General features: G+C 70.5%; 20 protein-coding genes and 1 pseudogene. 13 read left to right on the top strand and 8 right to left on the bottom strand.

Translation table 11 applies throughout. The features are described from left to right. Positions 1-46: 46 nt before the first annotated feature. The 5 genes from HNR73_RS35750 to HNR73_RS35730 all read left to right on the top strand — a co-directional run bounded on the left by HNR73_RS35750 (position 47) and on the right by HNR73_RS35730 (position 4,110). Entirely contained in the window at positions 47-1,033 is a 987-nt protein-coding gene (locus HNR73_RS35750; protein ID WP_184792492.1) for an NAD-dependent epimerase/dehydratase family protein, read from the top strand. Positions 1,034-1,057: 24 nt separating this feature from the next. Next, positions 1,058-2,044, top strand: a complete 987-nt coding sequence (locus tag HNR73_RS35745; protein WP_184792491.1) for an NAD-dependent epimerase/dehydratase family protein — start codon at positions 1,058-1,060, stop codon at positions 2,042-2,044. Between the two features lie 86 nt (positions 2,045-2,130). Further along, positions 2,131-2,517, top strand: coding sequence for a YccF domain-containing protein (locus HNR73_RS35740; protein ID WP_239122334.1), 387 nt, complete (start codon positions 2,131-2,133; stop codon positions 2,515-2,517). 11 nt (positions 2,518-2,528) lie between these two features. Beyond that, the gene (locus HNR73_RS35735; protein WP_203686828.1) at positions 2,529-3,458 is read left to right on the top strand and encodes a GlxA family transcriptional regulator; all 930 of its coding nucleotides are present in this window, start codon (positions 2,529-2,531) and stop codon (positions 3,456-3,458) included. Positions 3,459-3,522: 64 nt separating this feature from the next. After that, a complete protein-coding gene (locus HNR73_RS35730) occupies positions 3,523-4,110 on the top strand; it encodes an isochorismatase family protein (protein WP_184792488.1) in 588 nt (195 codons plus the stop codon). A 163-nt stretch (positions 4,111-4,273) separates the two neighbouring features. Here the strand turns inward: HNR73_RS35730 and HNR73_RS35725 are convergent, their stop codons facing one another. Further along, the gene (locus HNR73_RS35725) at positions 4,274-6,070 is read right to left on the bottom strand and encodes an ABC transporter ATP-binding protein (protein ID WP_184792487.1); all 1,797 of its coding nucleotides are present in this window, start codon (positions 6,068-6,070) and stop codon (positions 4,274-4,276) included. A gap of 53 nt (positions 6,071-6,123) precedes the next feature. Then, entirely contained in the window at positions 6,124-7,044 is a 921-nt protein-coding gene (locus tag HNR73_RS35720) for an EamA family transporter (RefSeq protein WP_184792486.1), read from the bottom strand. A 118-nt stretch (positions 7,045-7,162) separates the two neighbouring features. Here HNR73_RS35720 and HNR73_RS35715 point away from each other — a divergent pair, with 118 nt between their 5' ends. Then, positions 7,163-7,681, top strand: coding sequence for a MarR family winged helix-turn-helix transcriptional regulator (locus HNR73_RS35715; RefSeq protein WP_184792485.1), 519 nt, complete (start codon positions 7,163-7,165; stop codon positions 7,679-7,681). A gap of 80 nt (positions 7,682-7,761) precedes the next feature. Next, on the top strand, positions 7,762-8,949 hold the full coding sequence (locus HNR73_RS35710) for an RtcB family protein (RefSeq protein ID WP_184792484.1): 1,188 nt from the start codon (positions 7,762-7,764) through the stop codon (positions 8,947-8,949). Between the two features lie 284 nt (positions 8,950-9,233). On the opposite strand, the gene HNR73_RS35705 is transcribed toward HNR73_RS35710, so the two are convergent. Beyond that, positions 9,234-10,256 (bottom strand): sigma-70 family RNA polymerase sigma factor, encoded by a 1,023-nt coding sequence (locus tag HNR73_RS35705; RefSeq protein ID WP_239122324.1) that lies wholly within the window; start codon positions 10,254-10,256, stop codon positions 9,234-9,236. Positions 10,257-10,323: 67 nt separating this feature from the next. Between HNR73_RS35705 and HNR73_RS35700 the strand changes: the two genes are divergently transcribed. The 3 genes from HNR73_RS35700 to HNR73_RS35690 all read left to right on the top strand — a co-directional run bounded on the left by HNR73_RS35700 (position 10,324) and on the right by HNR73_RS35690 (position 13,116). Continuing rightward, entirely contained in the window at positions 10,324-11,145 is an 822-nt protein-coding gene (locus HNR73_RS35700) for an alpha/beta fold hydrolase (RefSeq protein ID WP_184792483.1), read from the top strand. A gap of 64 nt (positions 11,146-11,209) precedes the next feature. Continuing rightward, complete coding sequence (locus HNR73_RS35695) at positions 11,210-12,055, top strand: hypothetical protein (RefSeq protein WP_184792482.1); 846 nt, start codon at positions 11,210-11,212, stop codon at positions 12,053-12,055. 62 nt (positions 12,056-12,117) lie between these two features. Beyond that, positions 12,118-13,116: an aldo/keto reductase gene (locus tag HNR73_RS35690; RefSeq protein ID WP_184792481.1), complete on the top strand. Its 999-nt coding sequence runs from the start codon at positions 12,118-12,120 to the stop codon at positions 13,114-13,116. Positions 13,117-13,444: 328 nt separating this feature from the next. On the opposite strand, the gene HNR73_RS35685 is transcribed toward HNR73_RS35690, so the two are convergent. From HNR73_RS35685 to HNR73_RS35665, 5 genes are all read right to left on the bottom strand, one after another. Beyond that, entirely contained in the window at positions 13,445-13,894 is a 450-nt protein-coding gene (locus HNR73_RS35685) for an NUDIX hydrolase (protein ID WP_184792480.1), read from the bottom strand. A 65-nt stretch (positions 13,895-13,959) separates the two neighbouring features. Next, positions 13,960-16,449, bottom strand: coding sequence for a collagenase (locus HNR73_RS35680; RefSeq protein WP_308441965.1), 2,490 nt, complete (start codon positions 16,447-16,449; stop codon positions 13,960-13,962). A 188-nt stretch (positions 16,450-16,637) separates the two neighbouring features. Next, the gene (locus HNR73_RS35675) at positions 16,638-17,306 is read right to left on the bottom strand and encodes a response regulator transcription factor (protein WP_184792479.1); all 669 of its coding nucleotides are present in this window, start codon (positions 17,304-17,306) and stop codon (positions 16,638-16,640) included. 75 nt (positions 17,307-17,381) lie between these two features. Next, on the bottom strand, positions 17,382-18,332 hold the full coding sequence (locus HNR73_RS35670; protein WP_184792478.1) for a LysR family transcriptional regulator: 951 nt from the start codon (positions 18,330-18,332) through the stop codon (positions 17,382-17,384). 170 nt (positions 18,333-18,502) lie between these two features. Then, positions 18,503-19,426 carry an alpha/beta hydrolase gene (locus HNR73_RS35665; RefSeq protein ID WP_184792477.1) on the bottom strand — a complete coding sequence of 308 codons (924 nt, stop codon included), beginning with the start codon at positions 19,424-19,426 and terminating at the stop codon, positions 18,503-18,505. 33 nt (positions 19,427-19,459) lie between these two features. On the opposite strand from HNR73_RS35665, the pseudogene HNR73_RS41065 reads away from it, so the two are divergent. From HNR73_RS41065 to tyrS, 3 genes and pseudogenes are all read left to right on the top strand, one after another. Beyond that, a pseudogene (locus HNR73_RS41065) lies at positions 19,460-19,903 on the top strand (DUF6624 domain-containing protein); the annotation flags it as partial. A gap of 57 nt (positions 19,904-19,960) precedes the next feature. Continuing rightward, positions 19,961-20,647: a DNA-3-methyladenine glycosylase gene (locus tag HNR73_RS40420; RefSeq protein ID WP_373316643.1), complete on the top strand. Its 687-nt coding sequence runs from the start codon at positions 19,961-19,963 to the stop codon at positions 20,645-20,647. Beyond that, positions 20,644-21,894, top strand: a complete 1,251-nt coding sequence (gene tyrS, locus HNR73_RS35655; protein WP_184792476.1) for a tyrosine--tRNA ligase — start codon at positions 20,644-20,646, stop codon at positions 21,892-21,894. The genes HNR73_RS40420 and tyrS overlap by 4 nt, the downstream gene beginning before the upstream one ends. The last annotated feature ends 656 nt before the right edge of the window (positions 21,895-22,550 follow it).

Below are 22,550 nucleotides of genomic sequence, written 5' to 3'. Positions count from 1 at the left end.
GGCGAACATCCTTGCCCTCACCGCGGGCCGGGGAAAAGATCACCACATGCGAGTACTCATCCTCGGCGGCAACGTATACCTGTCCAAGGCCACGGCCAGGCGAGCGATCGAGCGCGGCCACGACGTCACCGTCGCCTCCCGGGGCACCAGCGGCGAACCACCGGAAGGCGCGCGCTTCACCGCCGTCGACCGTTCCACGGCCGACGGGATGTCGGCCCTGCGCGGTCAGACCTTCGACGCGGTCATCGACGTCGCCCGCGTCCCCCTCCACGTCAAGAACGCCCTCGACGTCCTGGGCGGATCCGTCGGCCACTACGGCTTCGTGTCCACCCGCAGCGTCTACACCGACCACGACACCGTCGGCGCCACCGTCGCCGGCAGTCCCGTCTTCGAACCCACCCCCGACGACGGCGCCGACTTCGCCATGGAGCTCTACGGCCCCAACAAGGTCGCCTGCGAGAACCTCGTCCGCGCCGCCCTCCCCGCCGCCCACGCGATCTACCGCGCCGGACTCGTCATCGGCCCCGGCGACCCCGGCGACCGCTTCGGCTACTGGCCGTGGCGCATCGCTCAGGGTGGCGAGGTCCTCGCCCCCGGCGACCCCGCCGCACCCCTCCAGTGGATAGACGTCGAAGACCTCGCCGATTGGGCCGTCGACGCCGCCGAAAAGCGCACCACCGGCACCTTCGACGGCGTCCAGCCCGCCGTGTCCTGGCGCGAGTTCCTCGACGGCGTCGCCGAAGGCGCCGGAACCCGCCCCACCTTCACCTGGGTGCCGCCCGAGCACATCACCGCCGCCGGCGTCGGCCCCTGGTCGGGACCCGACTCGCTCCCGCTGTGGGTGGGCGGCGACGGTTACGGCGGCTTCATGAACCGCGACGTCTCCGCCTCCCTCGCCGCCGGCATGCCCGCCCGGCCCGTCGCCGACACGACCCGCCGCTGGCTCGCCTGGAACGACGGCTCGCCCGCCGTCAAGGCCGGCATCACCCGCGAGAAGGAGGCCGAGATCCTGGCCGCCTTCCACGCCCGCTGAACCGTCACCATGAAAGGACCACCCATGCGCCTGCTCGTACTCGGCGGCACCGTCTACCTGTCCAAGGCCGTCGCCGAACACGCCGTCGCCCGCGGACACGACGTCACCATCGCCACCCGCGGCAAGACCGGTGAAGCACCCGAAGGCGTCACCCACCTGACCGTCGACCGCTCCACCGTGGAGGGACTCGAACCCCTGCGCGGCAAGGAGTTCGACGCCGTCGTCGACGTCACCCGCTTCCCGAACCAGGTCGGCAACGCCCTCGACGTCCTCGCCGGCAAGGTCGCGCACTGGACCTTCGTGTCCACCTGCAGCGTCTACAACGACGACGCCACCCCCGGCCAGAACGCCGACACCGCCCCCACCCACGAACCCACCCCCGACGACAGCGACGACCCCGCCATGGACCTCTTCGGGCCCAGCAAGGTCTCCTGCGAGAACCAGATCCGCGAACGCCTCGGCGACCGCGCCCTCGTCATCCGCCCCGGCCTCATCGTCGGCCCCGGCGACCGCGGCGACCGCTTCGGCCACTGGCCGCAGCGCATCGCCGAAGGCGGCGAGATGCTCGCCCCCGGCGACCCCGGCGAGAACCTCCAGTACATCGACGTCCGCGACCTCGCCGACTGGATCCTCGACGCCGCCGAAGCCCGCACCAGCGGCACCTACGACGGCATCTGCCCGCCCATGACCCGCGGCGACTTCCTCCGCGACATCGCCACCGCCCTCGACGCCGACGTCACCTTCACCTGGGTCTCGCAGGACCTCCTCGTCGAACACGAGGTCGCGCCCTGGATGGGCGAGCAGTCCCTCGGCCTGTGGCTCCCACTCCCCGAATACGCCGGCTTCATGAACCGCGACGTCTCCAGCGCCATCGCCGCCGGCATGAGGAACCGGCCCGTCGGCGAGACCGCGCTCGCCTGGCGGGCCGCCGCCGGACCCGAGCCGGCCCTGCGGGCCGGGATCACCCGCGAGAAGGAGGCCGAGATCCTGGCCGCCTTCCACGCCCGCTAGCCGCGTGGCGGGCGGCGGCCGCGTTCGCCGCCCGCCACATCCGTGACAACCCTGATGTCAGCGTGGTGTCGGTCTGCGACCATGGAATCGTGAAGACGATCCTGAACATCATCTGGCTGGTCCTGTCCGGGTTCTGGCTGGCACTGGGCTACGCCCTGGCCGGCGTCATCTGCTTCGTCCTCATCATCACCATCCCCTTCGGGATCGCCAGCTTCCGCATCGCCGGATACGCGCTGTGGCCGTTCGGGCGGACCGTCGTGCGCGACCCGCAATCCGGCGTCATGTCGGCGATCGGGAACGTCATCTGGTTCATCTTCGCCGGACTCTGGCTGGCCATCGGGCACATCCTCAGCGGTATCGCACTGTGCGTCACGATCATCGGCATCCCGCTCGGCATCGCCAACTTCAAGATGGTCCCCGTCTCGCTCTTCCCGCTCGGCGCGCGCATCGTCGACTCCCGCACGGCCCTGTGACGCCCCCTCGCGTGGCGGTCGTCCTCTTCGACGGCACACCCCTGTTCGAGGACTCCGTGCCGATCCGCGTCTTCGGTGCGCTGCGCGCCGACGTCCGCGTCGTCGCCCACCACGGCGGACCGTCGATCACGACCGCCGACGGCCTGTCGGTGTCGACGCCCGGCGCTCTCGACGACATCACCGGCGCCGACATCGTCGTCGTCCCCTCCTACGGAGTGCCCGCCGACGTCCCGCCCGGCCGCGAGATCCTCGACGCCGTCCGCCACGCGCACGACGAAGGCGCCGAGATCGTCGGCCTCTGCCTCGGGGCCTTCGTCGTCGCCGCCACCGGCCTGCTCGACGGGCGCGCGGCCACCACGCACTGGCACCAGGCGGACCTGCTCGCCCGCCTGCATCCCACCGTCGACGTCCGCCTCGACAGTCTCTACGTGCAGGAAGACCGCGTGCTCACCTCGGCCGGAAGCGCCGCCGGGCTCGACGCCTGCCTCCACCTCGTCCGCCGCCGTCACGGCGACGCGGCGGCCACGCGCGTCGCCCGGCATCTGGTCGTCGCCCCACACCGCGACGGGGGACAGGCGCAGTACGTCGAGCACCCCATCCCGAAGCCCGGCGGCGACCCGATCGGGCGGGTACTGGCCCATCTGCTGACCTCGCTGGCCGTCGACCACAACGTCGACGCCCTCGCCGAACGTGCCCGGATGAGCCGCCGCTCCTTCGACCGCCACTTCCGGGCCGGCACCGGAACCACGCCCGCGCAATGGATCCGGCACCAGCGGCTCCTCGCGGCCCAGCGGCTCCTCGAAGAGACCGACCTGCCCGTCGAAGCCGTCGCCCGCCGTTGCGGTTACCCCTCCGCCGCGGCCCTGCGGCCGCACTTCACCGGCGAGTTCGGCGTCCCGCCCGCCGCCTACCGCCGGACCTTCCGCGTGCCGCTTGGCTGAGAACCGACGCGGTGTGGCCGAAACCCGCCTCGCGCCCGAGTCTTCGGGGCGGGATGCTCGACCCATGACGAACGCGCTGATCATCATCGACGTCCAGCACGAGTACACGACGGGGAGGCTGCCGATCTCCCACCCGCCCGTCGACGACGCCCTCGCCAACATCGCCACCGCCATCGACGCCGCCGCCGCGCGTGGAGCCAAGGTCGTCGTCGTCCAGCACGACGCCCCGGAGGGCGCGCCCATCTTCGCGCCGGGGACCGAGACGTGGCAGAACCACGAGGTGGTCGCCGACCGCCCCCACGACCACCTCGTGCACAAGACGAAGGCCTCGTCCTTCGCCGACACCGACCTCGGCGAGTGGCTCGACGCCAACGGCGTCACGACGGTGACCCTCGCCGGCTTCATGACCCAGAACTGCGTCGTCGCGACCGCCTTCGACGCCGACGCCCGCGGACTGGCCGTGGAGATCCTCTCCGACGCGACCGGCGCCATCGGACTGTCCAACGCGGCGGGCACCGTGGACGCGCGCACGGTCCACGAGACCCTGATGACGGTGTTCGCCTCCAACATCGCGACGGTCGGCACGACGGCGGAGTGGGCGAAGGGGGAGGCGCTGACGGGGTCGAACCTGGTGGAGTCGGTGCGGGCGTAGCGAACACGGCGGCCCGGCGGGCCTGTTCGCCCGCACTCCTCGGACGCCGAAGCGCCGGACCGCGTTGAGCGGTCCGGCGCTTCGGATCGCCGCGTCCAGCCCTTCACACAAACGACCTGCTTGAGCCGCGCCACGACCACGCCGTGAGAGCGCAGGACCCTCCCTACACGCTCGCCAAGAACTGCGTCGCCGCCAACTCCGCGTACAGCGGGTCCTTCGCCACCAGCTCGGCGTGCGTCCCCACCGCCCGCACCTCGCCGGCGTCCATCACCACGATCCGGTCGGCCATCGTCACCGTCGACAGGCGGTGCGCCACGACCAGCACGGTCGTCGTCTTGGCGGCGTCGGCGACCGTGTCCCGCAGCGCCGCCTCGTTGACCGCGTCCAGCTGCGAGGTCGCCTCGTCCAGCAGCAGCAGTCGCGGCTTCCTCAGCAGCGCCCGGGCCACCGCCACACGCTGGCGCTCGCCGCCCGACAACTTGCTCCCGCGGTGCCCGACGACGGTCTCCAGACCGTCGGGCAAGCGCTCGATCAGGCCGTCGAGACGGGTACGGCGCAGCACCTCGGCGATGGCGTCCTCACCGACGCCGGGCGCGCCGAAGGTGAGGTTGTCGCGCAGCGTCCCCGACAGGACGGGCGCGTCCTGCTCGACGTAGCCGATGGCCGCGCGCAGGTCCCGCACCGGCCAGTCGGCGACGGGGCGCCCGTCGAGCAGGACGCGTCCGGCGCTCGGCTCGTAGAAGCGCTCGATGAGCGAGAACACCGTGGTCTTGCCGGCGCCGGACGGCCCGACGAAGGCGGTCATCCCGCCCGCCGGGATGTCGAAGGTCACCGACCGGTGCACGTCGGGGAGGTCGGGACGGTAGCGGAAACGGACCTGCTCGAAGGCGACCCGGCCCGGCTCGTCCGTCGCGGTGCGGGCCCCGGCGCTCGCGAACTCCTCGACCTCCATCGCGTCGACCTCGCTGATCCGCGAGATCGCCGCCGCGCCCACCTGCAGCTGGCTCACCGCGCGCACGATCCCCGCGATCGACGGGATCAGGTAGAACAGGTATAGCAGGAACGCGATCAGCGACGCGATGCTCATGCTGCCGGAGGCGACCCGCGCCCCACCGATCCCGAGCACCGCCAGGAACGAGATCTGCACCGCCAGCCCCGCCGTCACGCCGACCAGCGACTGCCATTTCGCCGCGCGGATCCCGGCGGTCCAGGCGACCTTCGCCGCCCCCTCGATCCGCTCCTCCTCACGGTCCTCGGCCCCCGAGGCCTTGACGGTCCGGAAGGCTCCGAGCATCCGCTCCAGCGCGGCCCCGATCTTGCCGACCGCCGCCTGCGACTCCTTTGTCGCCCGCGCGATGTGCGGCATTACCAGGCTCACGACGACACCGACCAGCCCGAGCACCCCGACGGTGACACCGAGCAGCACGACGTCCATGAACGACATCATGATCACCGTCGCGACCAGCGTGATCGCCGACGTGATCCCCGAGACGACCGCCTGCGTGCTCACCTGCCGCAGCAGCGTCGTGTCCGAGGTGACCCGCGACATCAGGTCACCGGGTTCGGCCGACTCCACCGCCGGGACCCGCAGCCGCAGCAGCCGCCCGACGAGCCGCCGCCGTGCCGAGAGGATCACCGACTCCGCGGTCCGCTCCAGGACGTAGTTGCTGATCGCGCCGATCACGGCCCCCGCCACGACCATCCCGGACAGCAGCAGGAGCGAACCGGTCAGGCTCGCTCCCGTGCCCAGGTCGTCGACCAGCCACTTCGCCGCGAGGGGCTGCACCAGCCCGGCGAGGCTGCCGACCAGGCCGAGCAGCCCGCTGACGATGATGACCGTCCGGTGCGGCCGGATGTAGCCCCACAGCGCCCGCCAGGTCGCGCTCGTGATCTCGCCTTTGGGAAGTCCGAGCCGGGCACGGCCACGGGGCTGTGGGATCTCTTGCTCTACGGCGGCCATGTCGTCCATCCACTTGAGGGGCGGGGGTCTTTCCGCGTGGTGCGGTGGGAAGGCTACGACCGCGAGGCTGAGACGGCCCTGTGTTCGAGCGTCACAGTCGGCGGGATCACCACCGGGATCGCCTTCGCCTTGAACTGACCGAGCACCATCGACCCGAACGCGACCAGCATGCCCAGCGTCTGCAGCGGCGTGAGGGCCTGACCGAGGATCGCCCAGCCCGCGACCGTCGCCGTGAGCGGGCTGAGCAGCCCGAGGAAGGTCAGCGGGACCGGCGAGAGCCGTGCGACACCGCGGAACCAGAGCCAGTAGGCCAGCCCGGTGTTGATGACGGCGAGGTAGGCGTAACCGGCCAGGTTCGCGCCGGTGAAGGACGGGAGACCGCCTTCGACGAGGAAGGCCAGCGGGAGCAGGAACAGACCGCCCGCGATCAGCTGCCACCCCGCGAACGCGCTCACCTTCACCCCGGGAGGAGGCCCCCAGCGCTTGGCGAGGACAGTCCCCGTCGACATCGCGACGGTCCCGGCGAGACCGGCGGCGACGCCCAGCGCGTCGAGTTTCGCGCTCGCCGTCAAGACGACCATGGCCACGCCCGATACGCCCGCGATGCCGAGCAGTACCGGCCGCAACCGCACCTTCTGGTTGAGCAGCAGGGCGGACAGGCCGACGACGATGAGCGGTCCGGCCGCGCCGACGACGGCGCCGACGCCACCGGGCAGGCGGTAGGCCGCGACGAACAGCAGGGCGAAGAAGACGCCGATGTTGAGCATGCCGAGCGTCGCCGCGCGCAGCCACCACCTGCCCGTCGGGAGCGTCCGGCCGATGAGCAGGAGCATCAGGCCGGCGGGCAGGGCCCGCAGGAGCGCGGTGAGCAGCGGACGGTCGGGCGGGAGGAGTTCGGTGGTGACGATGTACGTCGTGCCCCAGGTGATGGGGGCGAGGGCGGTGAGCGCGATGGCGCGGGCCTGGCTGTTCATGGCGCTTCCTCGGGGTGGTTTAGCTTGAGCATGTTTTACTTGATACCAAGTAACTTAGCATCAAGATACTTGAAGTCAAGCTACCATTGCGGTGACCCAGGGCACAGAAGGCGGAGACATGAACGACGAACAGGTCAGGGACGACGCGGTGGACCGGATCGTCGGGCAGTGGCGGAGCGAGAGGCCCGAGCTCCGGTTGCGCCCGATGGAGGTCTTCGGGCGGATCCACCGCCTGTCGCGGCTCACGCTGCAGCGCATCGAGCCGGTGTACCTGAAGTACGGGATCGGGCGCGCCGAGTTCGACGTGATCGCCAGCATCCGGCGGTCGGGCGAGCCCTACACGCTCTCCCCGAAACAGATCGGCGCGACGCTCATGCTCAGCTCCGGCGGCCTCACCGGGCGCCTCGACAAGCTGGAGAAGGCCGGGCTCGTCGAACGCCTCCCGGACCCCGACGACCGGCGCGGACTGCGCGTCCGCGTCACCGGGGCCGGGCTGGAGGCCGTCGACCGGGCCGTCGCCGAAGGTCTCGATGTGCAGGCCGAGACGCTCGACACGCTGACCGTCGCCGAGCAGGAGACCCTCGCCGGGCTGCTTCGCAAGCTCCACAACGGCTTCCTCGACGAGGAGATCGCCTGACAAATCGCTGGCGCGGCCCGCGTCGCGCCCGCACAATCTTGCGAGGCAACGCATCCGGACGAACCGAGGGAGGTCTCGCGATGCCGTATCAGGAACTGCCGGGTAAGACCGCACCGATCCGACTGTGGGCCGACCCCGAGTCCGTCGAGGAGCAGGCGCTCGGCCAGCTGTCGAACATCGCCGCGCTGCCGTGGCTGCACGGCCTGGCGGTCATGCCAGACGTGCACTTCGGCATGGGCGCGACCGTCGGCTCGGTCATCGCGATGCGCGGTGCCGTCTCGCCGGCCGCCGTCGGCGTCGACATCGGCTGCGGCATGACCGCCCAGCTCACCTCGCTGACCGCCGAGGACCTGCCCGACGACCTCGGAAAGCTCCGCGGCGCGATCGAGGCGGCGATCCCGGTCGGCTTCAACATGCACAAGCGCTCCGTCGACGTCGACCACCTCAAGACGGGGATGCGCGGGTGGTTCGAGTTCTGGAACGACTTCGAGGACCTCGCCAAGCCCATCGCCCGCCGTAAGAAGGGGCGTGCGATGCAGCAGCTGGGGACTTTGGGCGGCGGGAACCATTTCATTGAGGTGTGCCTGTCCACCGATGGACGGGTGTGGCTCATGCTGCACTCGGGTTCGCGCAACGTGGGCAAGGAACTCGCCGAGTTCCACATCTCGCGGGCCAAGGACCTGCCGCACAACCAGGACCTGCCGGACCCGAACCTCGCGGTGTTCCTCGACGGGGCCCCGACGATGGACGAGTACCGGCGAGACCTCTTCTGGGCGCAGGACTACGCCAAGCGCAACCGCGCGGTGATGATGGCGCTGCTGCGCGAGGTCGTGCGGAAGGCGTTCAAGAAGGTGACCTTCGAGCCGGAGATCTCCTGCCACCACAACTACGTGGCGGCGGAGGTCCACGACGGGCAGCAGGTGCTCGTCACCCGCAAGGGCGCGATCCGCGCCGGTGACGGCGACCTCGGGATCATCCCAGGTTCGATGGGCGCGAGTTCGTTCATCGTGCGCGGGCTGGGCAACGCGGCCTCCTTCGAGTCCGCCTCGCACGGCGCCGGACGCCGGATGAGCCGGACGAAGGCGCGCAAGCTGTTCGGCGTTGAGGACCTGGAGACGCAGACGGCGGGCGTCGAATGCCGCAAGGACGCCGGCGTGGTCGATGAGATCCCGGCGGCGTACAAGGACATCGACGTGGTCATGGAACAGCAGAAGGACCTCGTCGAGGTCGTGGCGCGGCTCAAGCAGGTCGTTTGTGTGAAGGGTTAGACGCGGCGATACGAAGCGCCGGACCGTGTTGAGCGGTCCGGCGCTTCGGCGTCCGAGGCCGGGACGGCCGAGGCGAGCGTGACGGTCGCGTGGTCACCGCCCCGGCACGCCCCGCCCAAGACCGTTCCGCGCTGTCCCTTGGCGCGTAGGGCATCGCGATGCGGTCCGGGAACGCTCTTGCGGATGTCTGCGCCGATGTGCTGCGGTGGATGTGCCCGAAATCGTCGAGGCCGGGCATGAGGCATGCGTCTCCCCGGCCGGTGGCTGCTCTGCCGGACAAGCGCTTAGTCGAGCGTCGCCGGCAGCCCGAACAACGGGAAGTTCTCCGCCCCGAGGAACGAGGTCAGCTCGGCGATGCGCCCGTCGGCGAGCGTGAGCACGGTGATCGACCACGGCGTGTGGGTCCCGGCGGCCTCGTCCCAGCGATAACCGGCGACGGCGGGCCTGCCGTTGGCGGCGGTGGGGATGTGGCGCCAGCCGCCGCAGCCGGTCAGCGGCACCGCGACGGCGAAGTCGGTGACGGCGTCGAGTCCCCGGTACCAGTGCGGCATGGGCGGCATGGACCAGGTGACGTCGGCGGTGAGGAGGCTGACGAGGGCGTCGGCGTCGCCTTCTTCGAGGGCCGTGGAGAAACCGGTGACGATCTCACGGACGCGAGCGTCGTCGATGTCGCGCAGGGGCCGCTGTCGACTGCGCGACGGGACCTTCTCGGCCACGACGCGCCGGGCGCGCGCCAGTGCCGAGTTCACCGACGCGACCGACGTCTTCATCGTGTCGGCGATCTCGGCGGCGGAGAAGCCGAGGACCTCGAACAGCAGCAGCGCGGCCCGCTGATTCCCCGGAAGGTGCTGAAGCGCGGCGACGAAGGCGAGCTCGACGGCCTCACGCTGCTCATAGCGGGCGTCGGGACCACCGGTGAGGGCGGCGTCGGGATAGGGGCCGAGCCAGGAGATCTCGGTGTCGAAGCGGTCCCCGACGACCGCGCGCGGGCTGGCGGGCCCGAGGTCGACGGGCATGGCGCGGCGCCCTCGGCCCTGGAGCAGATCCAGGCAGGTGCGGGTGGCGACGGTGTAGAGCCAGGTGCGCAGGGAGCTGCGGCCCTCGAAGTTCGGCAGCGAGCGCCAGGCGCGCAGCAGGGCGTCCTGGAGGGCGTCGTCGGCGTCGTGGAATGACGCGAGCATGCGGTAGCAGTGCGCGTGGAGCTCGCCGCGCAGCGGCGCGACGAGGCGCGCGAAGGCGTCGTCGTCGCCTCCTTTGGCCAGGGCGAGTTCGACCTCCGCGGCGCTCTGCGAAAAAACTTCGCTCACGAGCGACGATTCTGCCTCACCGGCCCGGTCTAACCATCGACCGAACGAATAACGGAGAGGCCCACCGATGAACATCACACCGAAGACCGGCACCCTTGACACCCCCGGCGCGCGACTGTACTTCGAGGTTCGCGGAGAAGGCCCGCTCGTGGTCCTGGTCGGCGCGCCGATGGACGCCCGCTCCTTCGAAGGACTGGCCGACCTGCTCGGCACCGACCACACCGTGCTCACCACCGACCCGCGCGGCATCAACCGCAGCACCGTCGCCGACCGCGACGCCGACTCGACGCCCGAGCAACGCGCCGACGACCTCGCGCGGCTGATCACGCACGTCGACGCCGGTCCCGCCGCGATCCTCGGGTCGAGCGGGGGAGCGGTGAGCGTGCTGGCGCTCGCCGAGGCGCGTCCGGAGCTGCTGGACCTGGCGATCGCGCACGAGCCGCCGCTGAACAGCCTGCTCGACGATCGCGAGGAGCTGTACGCGAAGACCGAGGAGATCATCGCGGCCTACGTGTCCGGTGACGTCGTGGGATCGTGGCGGTTGTTCATGAAGCTGGCGAACATCGACATGCCGGAGCCGCTGTTCCAGATGTTCTTCGGCGGCCCGCGTGACGCGCGGACAACCGCCGACGAGCTGTTCCAGTACGAGCACATGATCCGTCCGTCGACGCGCTGGCAGCCCGACGTCGAGCGCCTGCGCGCGCTGGGCCCGAAGCTGCTCGTCGGGCTGGGCGAGGAGTCGTCCGGGCAGCTGTGCGAGCGCACGTCGAAGGCCCTCACGGGCCTGCTCGGGACCGAGCCGACGATGTTCCCGGGCGGGCACACCGGCTTCGCCGAGGACCCCGCGACCTTCGCCGTGCGGATGCGTGAGGTGCTCACCGGCCGCTGACGCCTCGCCGGGACCGCTTCGGACGGGGAGCGGTCCCCGGCGAGGTCCCATAGCGTCCGCGGGCATGGGACGGTATGGCGTTTACGTGGTCGGCGTGCTGGTGGGCGTCGCGTTGCTGGTGATGATCCCGGTCACGCGGGGCGATCCGGACGACTGCGGCGGGAACACGATGGAGTCCGGCGACACCTGCGTGGAGTTCGGCGGCGAGGGGAGCTGGGACTACGGTGAGAACCGCGACCGGATCGAGTCGTCGAACAAGCGCAACGCCTGGTGCTGTGGCATCGCGGGCGTGCTGGCGATCGGGCTGTCCATCGCCGGCGCGGTGAAGACGAGCCAGGACGCGGCCACCGCCCCGCGGAGGCAGCTGGCGTGGCCCGTCCCGCCCGGTCTCGGCGCGACGGTGCTGTCGAGGAAGACCGTCCACGGCCGCCTCGACGTCCACGACAACGGTTTCACCCTCACCGACGACGTCGGCTTCATCAAGTCGGCGCGCTGGACCGACGTGCGCGACGTCGCCGTCGAGTTCTCCCGGGGACTGTCCGACATCGAGATCACCGTGGCCGGCCGGGACGAGCGGATCACCGTCAACGGCACGGTCACCGACCTCCGCGACTTCACCGCCACCGTCAGCCGCCTCGCCGTCGAACGGCAGTACACCGAGCTCCGCGGGCAGCTCCTCGCCGGGACACCCGTCCCCGTCGACGGCCGCGCCCACCTCACCATGCACGTCGACGGCCTCACCGCCCGCGACGGCCGCCGCCTGCCCTGGAACCGCGTCACCCGGGTCGACCTCCTCAACGCCACGACCCTGCGCGTCCACGCCGACGGCGCCACCTGGGCGAGCTGCACCGTCCGCGGCGCCCGAGGCGTGGCCCTCGCGGCGATGATGCGCACGGCGGCGGGGGTGTGATCTCGGCCGGGACGAACCGGAGGTGCCCCCACAGCCCCCGGCTCTCGGAGTACAACTTCCGCATGGACTACACACGTCTCGGAAACTCCGGCCTCACCGTCTCCCGCGTCTGCCTCGGCATGATGTCCTTCGGCGACCCCGCCCGCAGTGCCTGGGCGCTGCGCGAGCCCGAGGCCGAGCCGCTGGTGCGCGCGGCCGTCGAGGGCGGCGTCACCTTCTTCGACACCGCGAACGTCTATTCGACCGGCGCGAGCGAGGTCGTGACCGGGCGGCTGCTGCGGAAGCTCTTCGCGCGGCGGTCCGACTACGTCCTCGCCACCAAGGTGGGCCTGCCCATGTCCGACCGGCCGAACGACGGCGGCCTGTCGCGCAAGCACGTCTTCGACTCCGTCGACGCGTCGCTGCGGCGGCTGGGCACCGATCACGTCGACCTGTTCCAGATCCACCGGCTCGACCCGCATACGCCCGTCGAGGAGGTCATGGCCACGCTCCACGACGTCGTCCGCTCCGGTAAGGCCCGCTACATCGGCGCTTCGTCGATGGCGGCGTGGGAGTTCGCGAAGCTCCAGCACACCGCCGAACGCCACGGCTTCACCGCGTTCGTCTCCATGCAGAACCATTACAACCTCGCCTACCGCGAGGAAGAGCGCGAGATGCTCCCGCTGTGCGCCGACCAGGGCGTCGGCGTCATCCCCTGGAGCCCCCTGGCGCGCGGGCTCCTCGCCCGGCCTTTCGACGCCGAGACGACCACCCGCGCCCAGAACGACTTCGGACTCACCCTGCGCTACGGCAACGTCGACATGAAACCCGTCGTCGACGCCGTGACCACCGTCGCCGCCGCCCGGGGCCTCCCGCAGGCCCAGATCGCCCTCGCCTGGCTCCTCCACCAGGCCGACGTCACCGCCCCCATCGTCGGCGCGACCCGCCTCGGCCACGTCACCGACGCGCTCGCCGGCGCCGGTGTGAGCCTCGACGACGACGAGCTCGCCGCCCTTGAGGCGCCCTACCGTCCGCTCCCGCCGATCGGCGTCGAGACCCGCCAGGGCCGCCGCAACGCCTAGGCCGCCGCCGGCGTCGCGAGGTACGGCTCGTGCGGCGCGAGCACGTCGGGGAGGGAACCGTCTTCCTTTCACAGGTCGTACCACTCGTTGTCACCGGGCGTCGTGACGCGCGTGTACGTCCGCAACGCGTGCTCGCGCGGCCCGGCCGTCACCGTGAAGTCGTGCGCGGCGAGGAACTCCACGGCGTTGGCGTCGCCGACCTCGGCACCGAGCCTCGCCGCGATGAGCGCGACCGCGGCCAGCTGAGGCCCGCCGGGAGCCGCTCACCGAGCGTCTCGGCGGGCCCGTCGGCGAGGAAGGCGCCCATGAGCCCTGGGTCGAAGCGACCCTAGAGGCCGGGTGCGGCGGTCATGGCCAACCCGTCAACGGTGGGCGGCGAGAGCTCGTCGCGGTCGAGCCCGGCGATCGGGAGCCAGGCGACCTCGGCGGTCGAACCGTCGATCTCGGTGACGTGCGGCTCGCCCGGCGCGAGGTCGACGGCGTAGAACAGCGCGACCAGATGCCAGCTGACGCCGAGCCTGGTGGAGGTGTAGGCCCGGGCGTCGAGGAGACGCGCGTCGCGCAGTGCGAGGCCGGTCTCCTCGCGCAGTTCGCGGGCGAGGGCCTCGACGGGCTGCTCGCCGGGGTCGACGCCGCCGCCGGGGAGGTGCCACAGGCCGGGCTCGAAGACCGCCGACTCCGCCGACAGCCGCGCCAGCAGGATCCGCTCGCGCTCGTCGACGGTCACGGCGTAGGCGGAGACGCGCGAACGCGTGCTCTTGTCGGCGGTGATGTCCATGCCACCACGGTAGTTATCGCGTGGTGAGGGCCGCCCGCCCCGCCAGGAACGGGCGGCCCGGGAGGTCAGTACTGCGTGCGAACGGTGACGCCCGCGCAGGCGGCGGTCGCGTACAGGCTGACGTAGTTGTATCCGGCGGGCGGGTTGTTGACGGTGATCGTCTCGCCGTTGCCCGAGGCGGTCGAGCGCTGGGTGTACGACGAGGTCGTGGCCCAGTTCGTGCCGCTGTAGTACAGGTCGCAGTTGCCGGTGCCGCCGGTCGAGGTGATCGTCAGGCGGGTCGTGCCGGCGGGGACGTTGAGGTAGAGGTAGCTGTAGTTCCCGGTGGTCGCCGACAGTCCGGAGCGCTGGCAGTTCTTGCCGAGCGTGCGGGTGTCGCTTCCGGTGCAGGTGGGCAGGTCGCCGCCGCCTCCGCTGACCGTGACCGCCTTGGTGACGCTCGCGCTCAGTCCGGAGTTGTCGGTGACGGTGAGGCGGACGTTGTAGGTGCCCGCCGTGAAGGTCTTCGACGGGTTGGCCGCCGTCGAGGTGGTCCCGTCGCCGAAGTTCCAGGCGCGGGAGGCGATGGTGCCGTCGGTGTCGGTGGAGCGGTCGGTGAACGCGACGGTCAGGCCGGTGGCCGCGAAGGTGAAGTCGGCCGTCGGCGCGGTGCCCGGCGAGGTCCCGCCGCAGCCGCCGGCCGCGCAGGCGGCCAGCCAGGTGCGCCAGTCGGCGTCGTAGCGCGTGCCGATGGTGGACTTGAGGTAGGTGCGGGCGGCCTGCCAGTTCCCGCTGCGGTAGTGGCCGAGCACCGTGGTCATGTCGGCGCGGTGCGACTGCAGCATGTACCGCACGGCCAGGTAGCCCCAGCGGTAGACGCGAGTGGTGTCGGAGTTCTCGTAGGTCGTGTCGAACAGGGTGCTCAGGGCGTAGGTGCCCTTGCCGGCCTCCGTGATCGCCTCGGTGTAGGTGACGTTGCGGTACCCGTAGGAGATGTACTCGGCGAAGCCCTCGATCCACCACACCGTCGGGGTCGACACGCCCGCGGTGAAGTCGCCGTACATGTTGAAGCGACCGTCGAGGTAGTGCGTGTACTCGTGGTTGAGGTTCCAGATCTGGAACGTCGGCCGCACCCACTCGGCCTCGTAGGCGATGAAGCGCGGCACGTTCCCGGTCACCGCGGGATCGCCTTCGAGGTACATGCCGCCGTTGTTGGTGTCGATGTCGAACAGGATCCCGGCGTAGGTCCCGTAGTCGGTGCTGGAGTCGAACACGACCGTCTCCAGGCTCGTGTTCTTGTCACCGGAGACCGGGCCGGGGTCGTTGACCGCGTTGTGGAAGTAGGCGTCCTGGTTGGCCAGGCTCGAACACGACGCCGCGAGTTCGGCGGCGCTCATCTGCTGCGCCCGGATGCGCAGGGTCGCACTGCAGGTGTGGTTGATCGGCAGCGCGGCGGCGGCGACGCGGGCCTTGAGGTCGCAGGTGTTGTAGTAGGAGCAGTTGGCGTTGTCGTAGTAGTAGGTCGCGCCCGCCGCCGCGATCCACAGTGGAGCGGTCCGCCCGGTCAGGGCCGAGGCGTCGAGGAGCCCGCGGATCTGCGGCCGCACCTTCGCCTGGAGGCCGCTGTACTGGAGGAAGCGGCCGAGTTCGAGACCGGCGTTGCTGTCCAGGTAGGAGTTGTCGCCGCCGAGCAGCGAGGTCCAGCGGATCCCGAAGTTGTAGAGCGTGTCGAGCACACTCGGATCGGCCTGCACGGCCGCGCCGAAACCGGAGAGGCTGTGGCCGGCGAACAGCACGTAGTAGACGTTGTTGACGGCGTTGACCATCCACCAGTAGCCGTCGTAGCTCGTGCTGTAGCCGTTGAGCATGCGCTTGACGACGTACAGGTAGCGGATGTTCTCGTCGGCGCTGTCGATCAGCGTGACCGACTCGGCGAGGGTCTCCCCGTTGACGTCGTTGACGTCACCGGAGTGGCCGTTGGCGAAGAACGCGTCGAGGGCCGCGCGGATCGCCGTCTGCAGCGTCGGGCCGTACTCGCCGACGGTTCCCGGGGCGTAGAACTGCACGTAGTAGCCCGCCCGCAGGTAGAGCACGAGCTGCGCGGTTCCGGCGTTGTTGGTGCCGTCGTAGTAGAGGGCGTTGTCGCGGTAGCCGTAGGCGACGCTGGCCATCTGCGCCTCACGGAAGGCGAGGTAGGCGTCGTTGCCCGACAGCGAGAACAGCGTGTTGACGCAGGCGGTGGTGGTGGATTCGATGAACTGGACCAGTGCGGTTCCCGTGCGGCTGGTGAAGTCGGCGATCGAGCAGTTCGGGACCGCCGCTAAAGGCGCGGCCTTGTCGTCGGGGGTGCTGCGCAGGTGGTCGTCCGAGGCGGGGACGGGTGCGCGGTCGCTGAGGGGAGTGCGGACGCCGGTGTCGGAGTCGGGCGCGGCGGCGGTCGACGCCAGCGGCGCGCGCCCGTCGCCGGCCGGTGCGGCGGGGTCCGCCGCGGCCGGTGCAGCCGGGACGGTGGCCATCGAGGCCGCCAGCAACAGTGGCAGCAGCCCGTAGGCGACACGGAACAGTTTCGCTTTCACAGGGTTCTCCGGGGATGACCGCCGACCTGCCGATCGGCGGAAGGGCCGTCCAATATGGCATGTGACATTGCATTGCCGGACACGGGTGCCGAAAGGGCGGCACGGCCACGGATGGGCCGTGACGCAGGAGCGTAACCACGACTCCCGCACCGGGCAACGGATCTTGAGGCGCGCTTGAGGTCGCCCGCTCAAGGCGCCTGCAGCCGCACCCCCACGTTCCGGACGGTGTGCAGGTGCCTCGGCCGGGCCGCGGACTCACCGAGCTTGCGGCGCAGGCAGCTCAAGTGCACGTCGATCACCCGGTCATGCCCCGAATACCGCTCGCACCACACCGCCGCCACCAAGTCCTCCCGGGACACGACCTCACCCGCCCGTCCCGCGAGAAAGGCCAGGAAATCGAACTCCAGCCGCGACAACGACAGCGCGCGCCCATCGCACGCCGCCCGTCGCGCCGCCAAGTCCACCGTGATCCCGCCGACCGTCATCACCCGCGGCACCGGCCGCGAACGGCGCAACGCCATCCGCACCCGCGCCGCCAGATGTGCGCGGGTGAACGGCGCGATGAGGAAATCGTCGGCACCGTCCTCGACGAAACGCATCGCCAGCTCCTCGGTATCGGCCGCGGCCAGCGCGACCACCGCGCAACCCGCGCGCGGACCGATCGCGGCGACCGGCCCCGGATCAGGCGGCAACCGCACATCGACCAGGACCAGATCCAAGGCGACCGTGTCGGTGACCATCAGAGCCTCGCGGGCATTGCGCCGCACATGCAGGCGATGGCCCGCACCGGTGAGAGCGCGCTCGATCGCCGCCGAAGCCGTGGCCGGAGCGGCGGCGAGCAGGATGTTGGCTGACATGCGCCATTGTGGACACGTCCCGTTCACCCCCGCAAGATCGCGCCACCGGGTGTTATGCCAGGTCATAGCACCCGGTCAACCCGTCGGGACGACCTTGTTCCGATGCAGCCACGCCCGGAAATGCGGCGCCCGCGGAATCAGCTCGCGATACACCGACGCGGCATGATGATGCAACGCCGCGGCCAGCGCCGCGCCCGGCCCGTCCGTGCGCCACGCCAGAATGTGCCGCGACCACAACGGCGAACCGGCCAAGGGCTTGACGTTGAGACCCGCGACCGCGCGGACCGTCGGCTGGCAAGCCGTCACCCCCAGCCGAGCCGCGATCATCGCCAGCGTCTGGTCGGTACCGAGGAACTCGTGCGTCGCCGGGGGAGTGAACCCCGCCTCCCGGCACGCCGCGTAGAACACACCCGGCCAGCCCGCGCCGTCATCAGGCGTCACGAACCACGTGTCCGCCGAAAGATCCGACAACGCCACCTCCACCCGGTGCGACAACGGATGATCCGCCGGCATCGCCACGAACGTCGGCTCCGTCGCCACCACCCGATGCGCCACATTCCCCGAATGCCGCAACTCCAGCCCCGGATAGTCCATCGCCAGCGCCACGTCCAGCTCGCCGTCCTCCAAGGACCGAACCAGCGTGTCGGTCGCGTAAATACTGCTCACCGACACCGCCACCGAAGGAAACGCCGTCCTTAACCTCGCGACCAGACCCGCCAGAATCGGCGTCGTCGTCGACCCCAGCCGCAACGCCGTCACCACCGACGGCGGCACCGGACGCCGCACCAGAGCATCCGCCCGGTCCAGGACATCACGAGCCCGCTCCACGACGTCGAGACCATAAGACGTCAACCGCACACCCCCGCTGGTCCGCACGAACAAGCTCTCCCCGAAAACCCGCTCGATCCGCCGCAACTGCGTGCTCACCGCCGGCTGACTCATCCCCAGCGCCACCGCGGCCCGGCCCAGCCCACCCGTATCGGCGATCGCGACAAGAACACGCAGGTGACGCAACTCCAACTCCACCGCGCCTCCAGACACACCAGCAGACCGCCATTATGCTCCGCCGGTCTGAGCGGCGCGAACGAAACCGCCTGCCATGCAGGGGATCGGGCTCGGCCCGCCGCGATGCCGGGTTCGACGGGGGCGTGAAGAGGGAGCGCTTGCGCTTGGGGGCCCACCCTCACCCCCGCCCGCTATCCGCCAAAGGCTCGCGCCACGTCCTCCGCGACCCGCCGGGAAGCCGCGTCGACCGCGGGCGACACCCCATGCGTCGTCAGGAAACCATGGACCATCCCGTCCTCCCGCCGCCACACCACCGGAACCCCCGCGTCCCGCAGCCGACCGGCGTACTCCTCACCCTCATCCCGCAACGGATCATGCTCCGCCGTCACCACCACCGCCCGCGGCAAACCCGACAAGTCCTCCACCGCCAACGGACTCACATCAGGATCCCCACGCCGAGCCGCGTCCGGCACCCACTGCTCGACACCCCACGCCACCCCATCAGTCGTGAGCACCCAGCCCTCCGCCTTCTCCCGCGCACTCGGCCGCGACAACGTCAGATCCGTATTCGGCGTCACCAGCACCTGCACCGAAGGCGACACCTCACCCGCGTCCCGCAACCGCAGGCACACCATCGTCGCCACATGCCCACCCGCACTGTCCCCACCCACACCCGGGACACCGACACAACCCAACTCACCCACCCGCGCCAGCGCCCACCGCGTCGCCGCGACCGCGTCGTCGACCGCCGCCGGGAACGGATGCTCCGGCGCCAGCCGGTAATCCACCGCCAGCACCGACACCCCCGCGTCCCGCGCCAGCTCACGACACGCACGCTCATGCGTGTCCAGCGACCCGATCGACCACATGCCCCCGTGGAAGAACACCAGCAACGGCGTCGCCCCCTCCACCGGCCGGTACAACCGCGCCGGCACCCCACCGGCGTCGACCTCCCGCACCTCCGCCATCACCGGCTCCAGCACCCGAGCCCGCGCGGCCGCGGCCGCACGCACGTCGGCCGCACCCCGCTCCCGGAACGACGGACCATCGAAAGAACGCATCTCCGCGACAAAGGCGGCCAGCTCGGCATCCGCGAGCCCCTCGGGCAACGTCATCCCCGGATCATCGCACCGGGCACACTGACACCCGTGAACCAGACCGTCCGCGCCGAACTGCTCACCATGGCCGCCGAAGACGACCATGTCCGCACCGAACTCGCCGCCGACGGCAGCCTCTACGACGGCTACCACCCCCGCATGGCCGCCGTCCACCACGCCAACGCCGAACGCCTCACCGCCATCCTCGACGAACACGGCTGGCCCACCGCCGCAACCGTCGGCACCCAAGCACACGACGCCGCCTGGATCATCACCCAGCACGCCATCGCCGACCCCGCCCTCCAGCACCGGGTCCTCACCACCGCCGACGGCCCACCCGCCCGGCTCGCCACGCTCGCCGACCGCATCGCCTACTTCGAGGCCCGCCCCCAGACCTACGGCACCCAGTTCGACTGGAACGACGACGGCGAGCTCCGCCCCTGGACCATCGACGACCCCGCCCACGTCGACGAACGACGCGCCACCGTCGGACTCCCACCCCTCGACCCGCACCCCGAAACCGACGGCGAACCCCCACCCGGCGACCCCCGCATCCGCCGCGCCCACGCCCGCGTCTGGGCCCGCTCGGCCGGCTGGCGCACACCACCGCTCACCGAGATCCTCGAAGACCACGTCTCCGTCGCCGCCCCACAACTCCTCGGCTGCGAGATCACCGCCAACGGCGTCACCATCCGCATCACCGAAGTCGAGGCCTACGCCGGCCAGGGCGAAGACCCCGGATCCCACTCCCACCGCGGCCGCACACCCCGCACCGCCCCTATGTTCGGCCCGCCCGGCCACACCTACGTCTACTTCACCTACGGCATGCACTGGTGCCTCAACATCACCTGCGCACCCGACGGCCGCGCATCCGGAACCCTCATCCGCGCCGGAGAGGTCATCGCCGGACACGACCTCGCCCGCCGGCGCCGAGGACCGAAAGTGAGCGACCGCGACCTCGCCCGAGGACCCGCCCGCCTCGCCCAGGCGCTCGCCGTCACCGGCGACGACACCGGAAAACCCGCCCTCGACGGCACCGGCCCCGTCCATCTCCGCCCACCGGCGCACCCACCCGCCGACTTCGCCAACGGCCCCCGCACCGGCATCGGCGGCGAAGCCGCCACCACCCCCTGGCGCTTCTGGCTCCCCGGCGAACCCACCGTCAGCCCCTACCGCCCACACTCACCCAGAAACCGTTCGCGCACCCCCGGGGGCCATAAGCCAGAATCAAGGGCGTGAACATCCTTGACGACCTGCGCTGGCGTGGCCTGCTCCACGACTCGACCGACCCCGACGCCCTCCACGAGCACCTCAACGGGCGCGTCACCTTCTACGTCGGCTTCGACCCCACCGCCCCCAGCCTCCACGTGGGCCACCTCACCCAGGTGATCACCGCCCGGCGACTCCAGCTCGCCGGACACCGCCCGCTCCTCCTCGTCGGCGGCGCCACCGGACAGATCGGCGACCCCCGCGAGACCAGCGAACGCTCCCTCAACTCACCCGAGGTCGTCGCCGGCTGGGTCGAGAACATCCGCAACCAGGTCGCACCCTTCGTCACCTACGACGGAGACAACGCCGCCCAGGTCGTCAACAACCTCGACTGGACCGGGCCCACCAGCGCCATCGACTTCCTCCGCGACGTCGGCAAGCACTTCTCGGTCAACCGCATGCTCGCGCGCGAAGTCGTCAAGGCCCGCCTGGAGACCGGCATCAGCTTCACCGAGTTCGCCTACCAGCTCCTCCAGTCCAACGACTTCTACGAACTGCACCGCCGCCACGGCTGCACACTCCAGTTCGGCGGCTCCGACCAGTGGGGCAACATCACCGCCGGCGTCGACTTCATCCGCCGCAAGGGCGCCGGACCCGTCCACGCCTTCAGCACCCCCCTGGTCACCACCGCCGACGGCGCCAAGATCGGCAAGTCCGAAGGCAACGGCACCTGGCTCGACCGCGAACTCACCAGCCCCTACGCCTTCTACCAACACTGGTTCAACACCGACGACAAGATGGTCGGCCTCTACCTCCGCCGCTTCAGCTTCCGCGGCCACGAGGAGATCGAAGACCTTGAGAAGCAGACCGCCGACCGGCCCGCCGCCCGCGCCGCCCAGCGCGCGCTCGCCGAAGAGCTCACCGCCCTCGTCCACGGACGAGAAGAGCTCGACCAGGCCGTCGCCGCCAGCCAGGCCCTCTTCGGCCGCGCCGAACTCGCCGACCTGAACGCGTCGACGCTCGCCGCCGCGCTGAGCGAGGCCGGACTGACCACTGTGGAAGGCGAAACGCCCTCGGTCGCCGCACTGTTCAAGGAAAGCGGCCTCGCCAAGAGCCTCTCCGACGCGCGACGGGCCGTCGCCGAAGGCGGCGCCTACGTCAACAACGTGCGGGTCACCGACCCCGAAGCCACCCTCTCGGGGGACGGACTCCTGCACGGCAGATACGCCGTTCTTCGTCGCGGTAAGCGCAACATCGCCGGTGTTGAGGTACGCTGACCAGGCAAGACATCGTCCCGGGGGACGGTGGTCGGCCCTCACGGGCACGGTCACGGCGGCTTAATCCCTTGCCGTGACCCAGAACTCCCGCCCCCCGATTTGACGCTCCCCAGGGGGCGCGCTAATGTTTACGAGTCAGCGGGGAACCGGGCAGGAACGGACCGAGAGCCAGTAGGCGGATCGGGACGGTGACCGGCTTGCTGGCCGCCCGACCAAGATCAGAGCTACATCGTAGGTCTGCTATGGTCAACCTCCCAAGATCTGAACACACGAGCTTTCGTGCGCGCCCTGCCGAGTGCAGGCCCTCGATCACGGGACCACATGGATCAACCTTCGATTCTTGTAATCGTCGGCGCCTTCATGCGGAACCGAGGCCGGGAAACACGAAAATCGGATGTGCTAGGTTCTAGGGAGTCGCCAAAGAAAGCGGCGGAAACGAAGAAGGCCAGCGAGAACGGCCGGAAAACGGATCTGCTAAGCTTAAGCGGCGAGAAACGAAAGGCCGGAAACGCGGAAAGCCCCGAGAACGGGCCGGAAAACGGATCTGGTAGAGTAAGAAGCGCAAGACCGGAAAGACAAGCAAGACTGAGTTACACGGTTAGACATAGACTTGTTAGATAATAGAAAACCTGCCAGTCGGGTCTGTGGACGGTTGT

It is taken from the genome of Phytomonospora endophytica, from assembly GCF_014202425.1.
Taxonomy (GTDB): domain Bacteria; phylum Actinomycetota; class Actinomycetes; order Mycobacteriales; family Micromonosporaceae; genus Phytomonospora; species Phytomonospora endophytica.
Note: the sequence above shows the minus strand (reverse complement) of the source record. Positions and strands in the feature narration are given on the sequence as shown.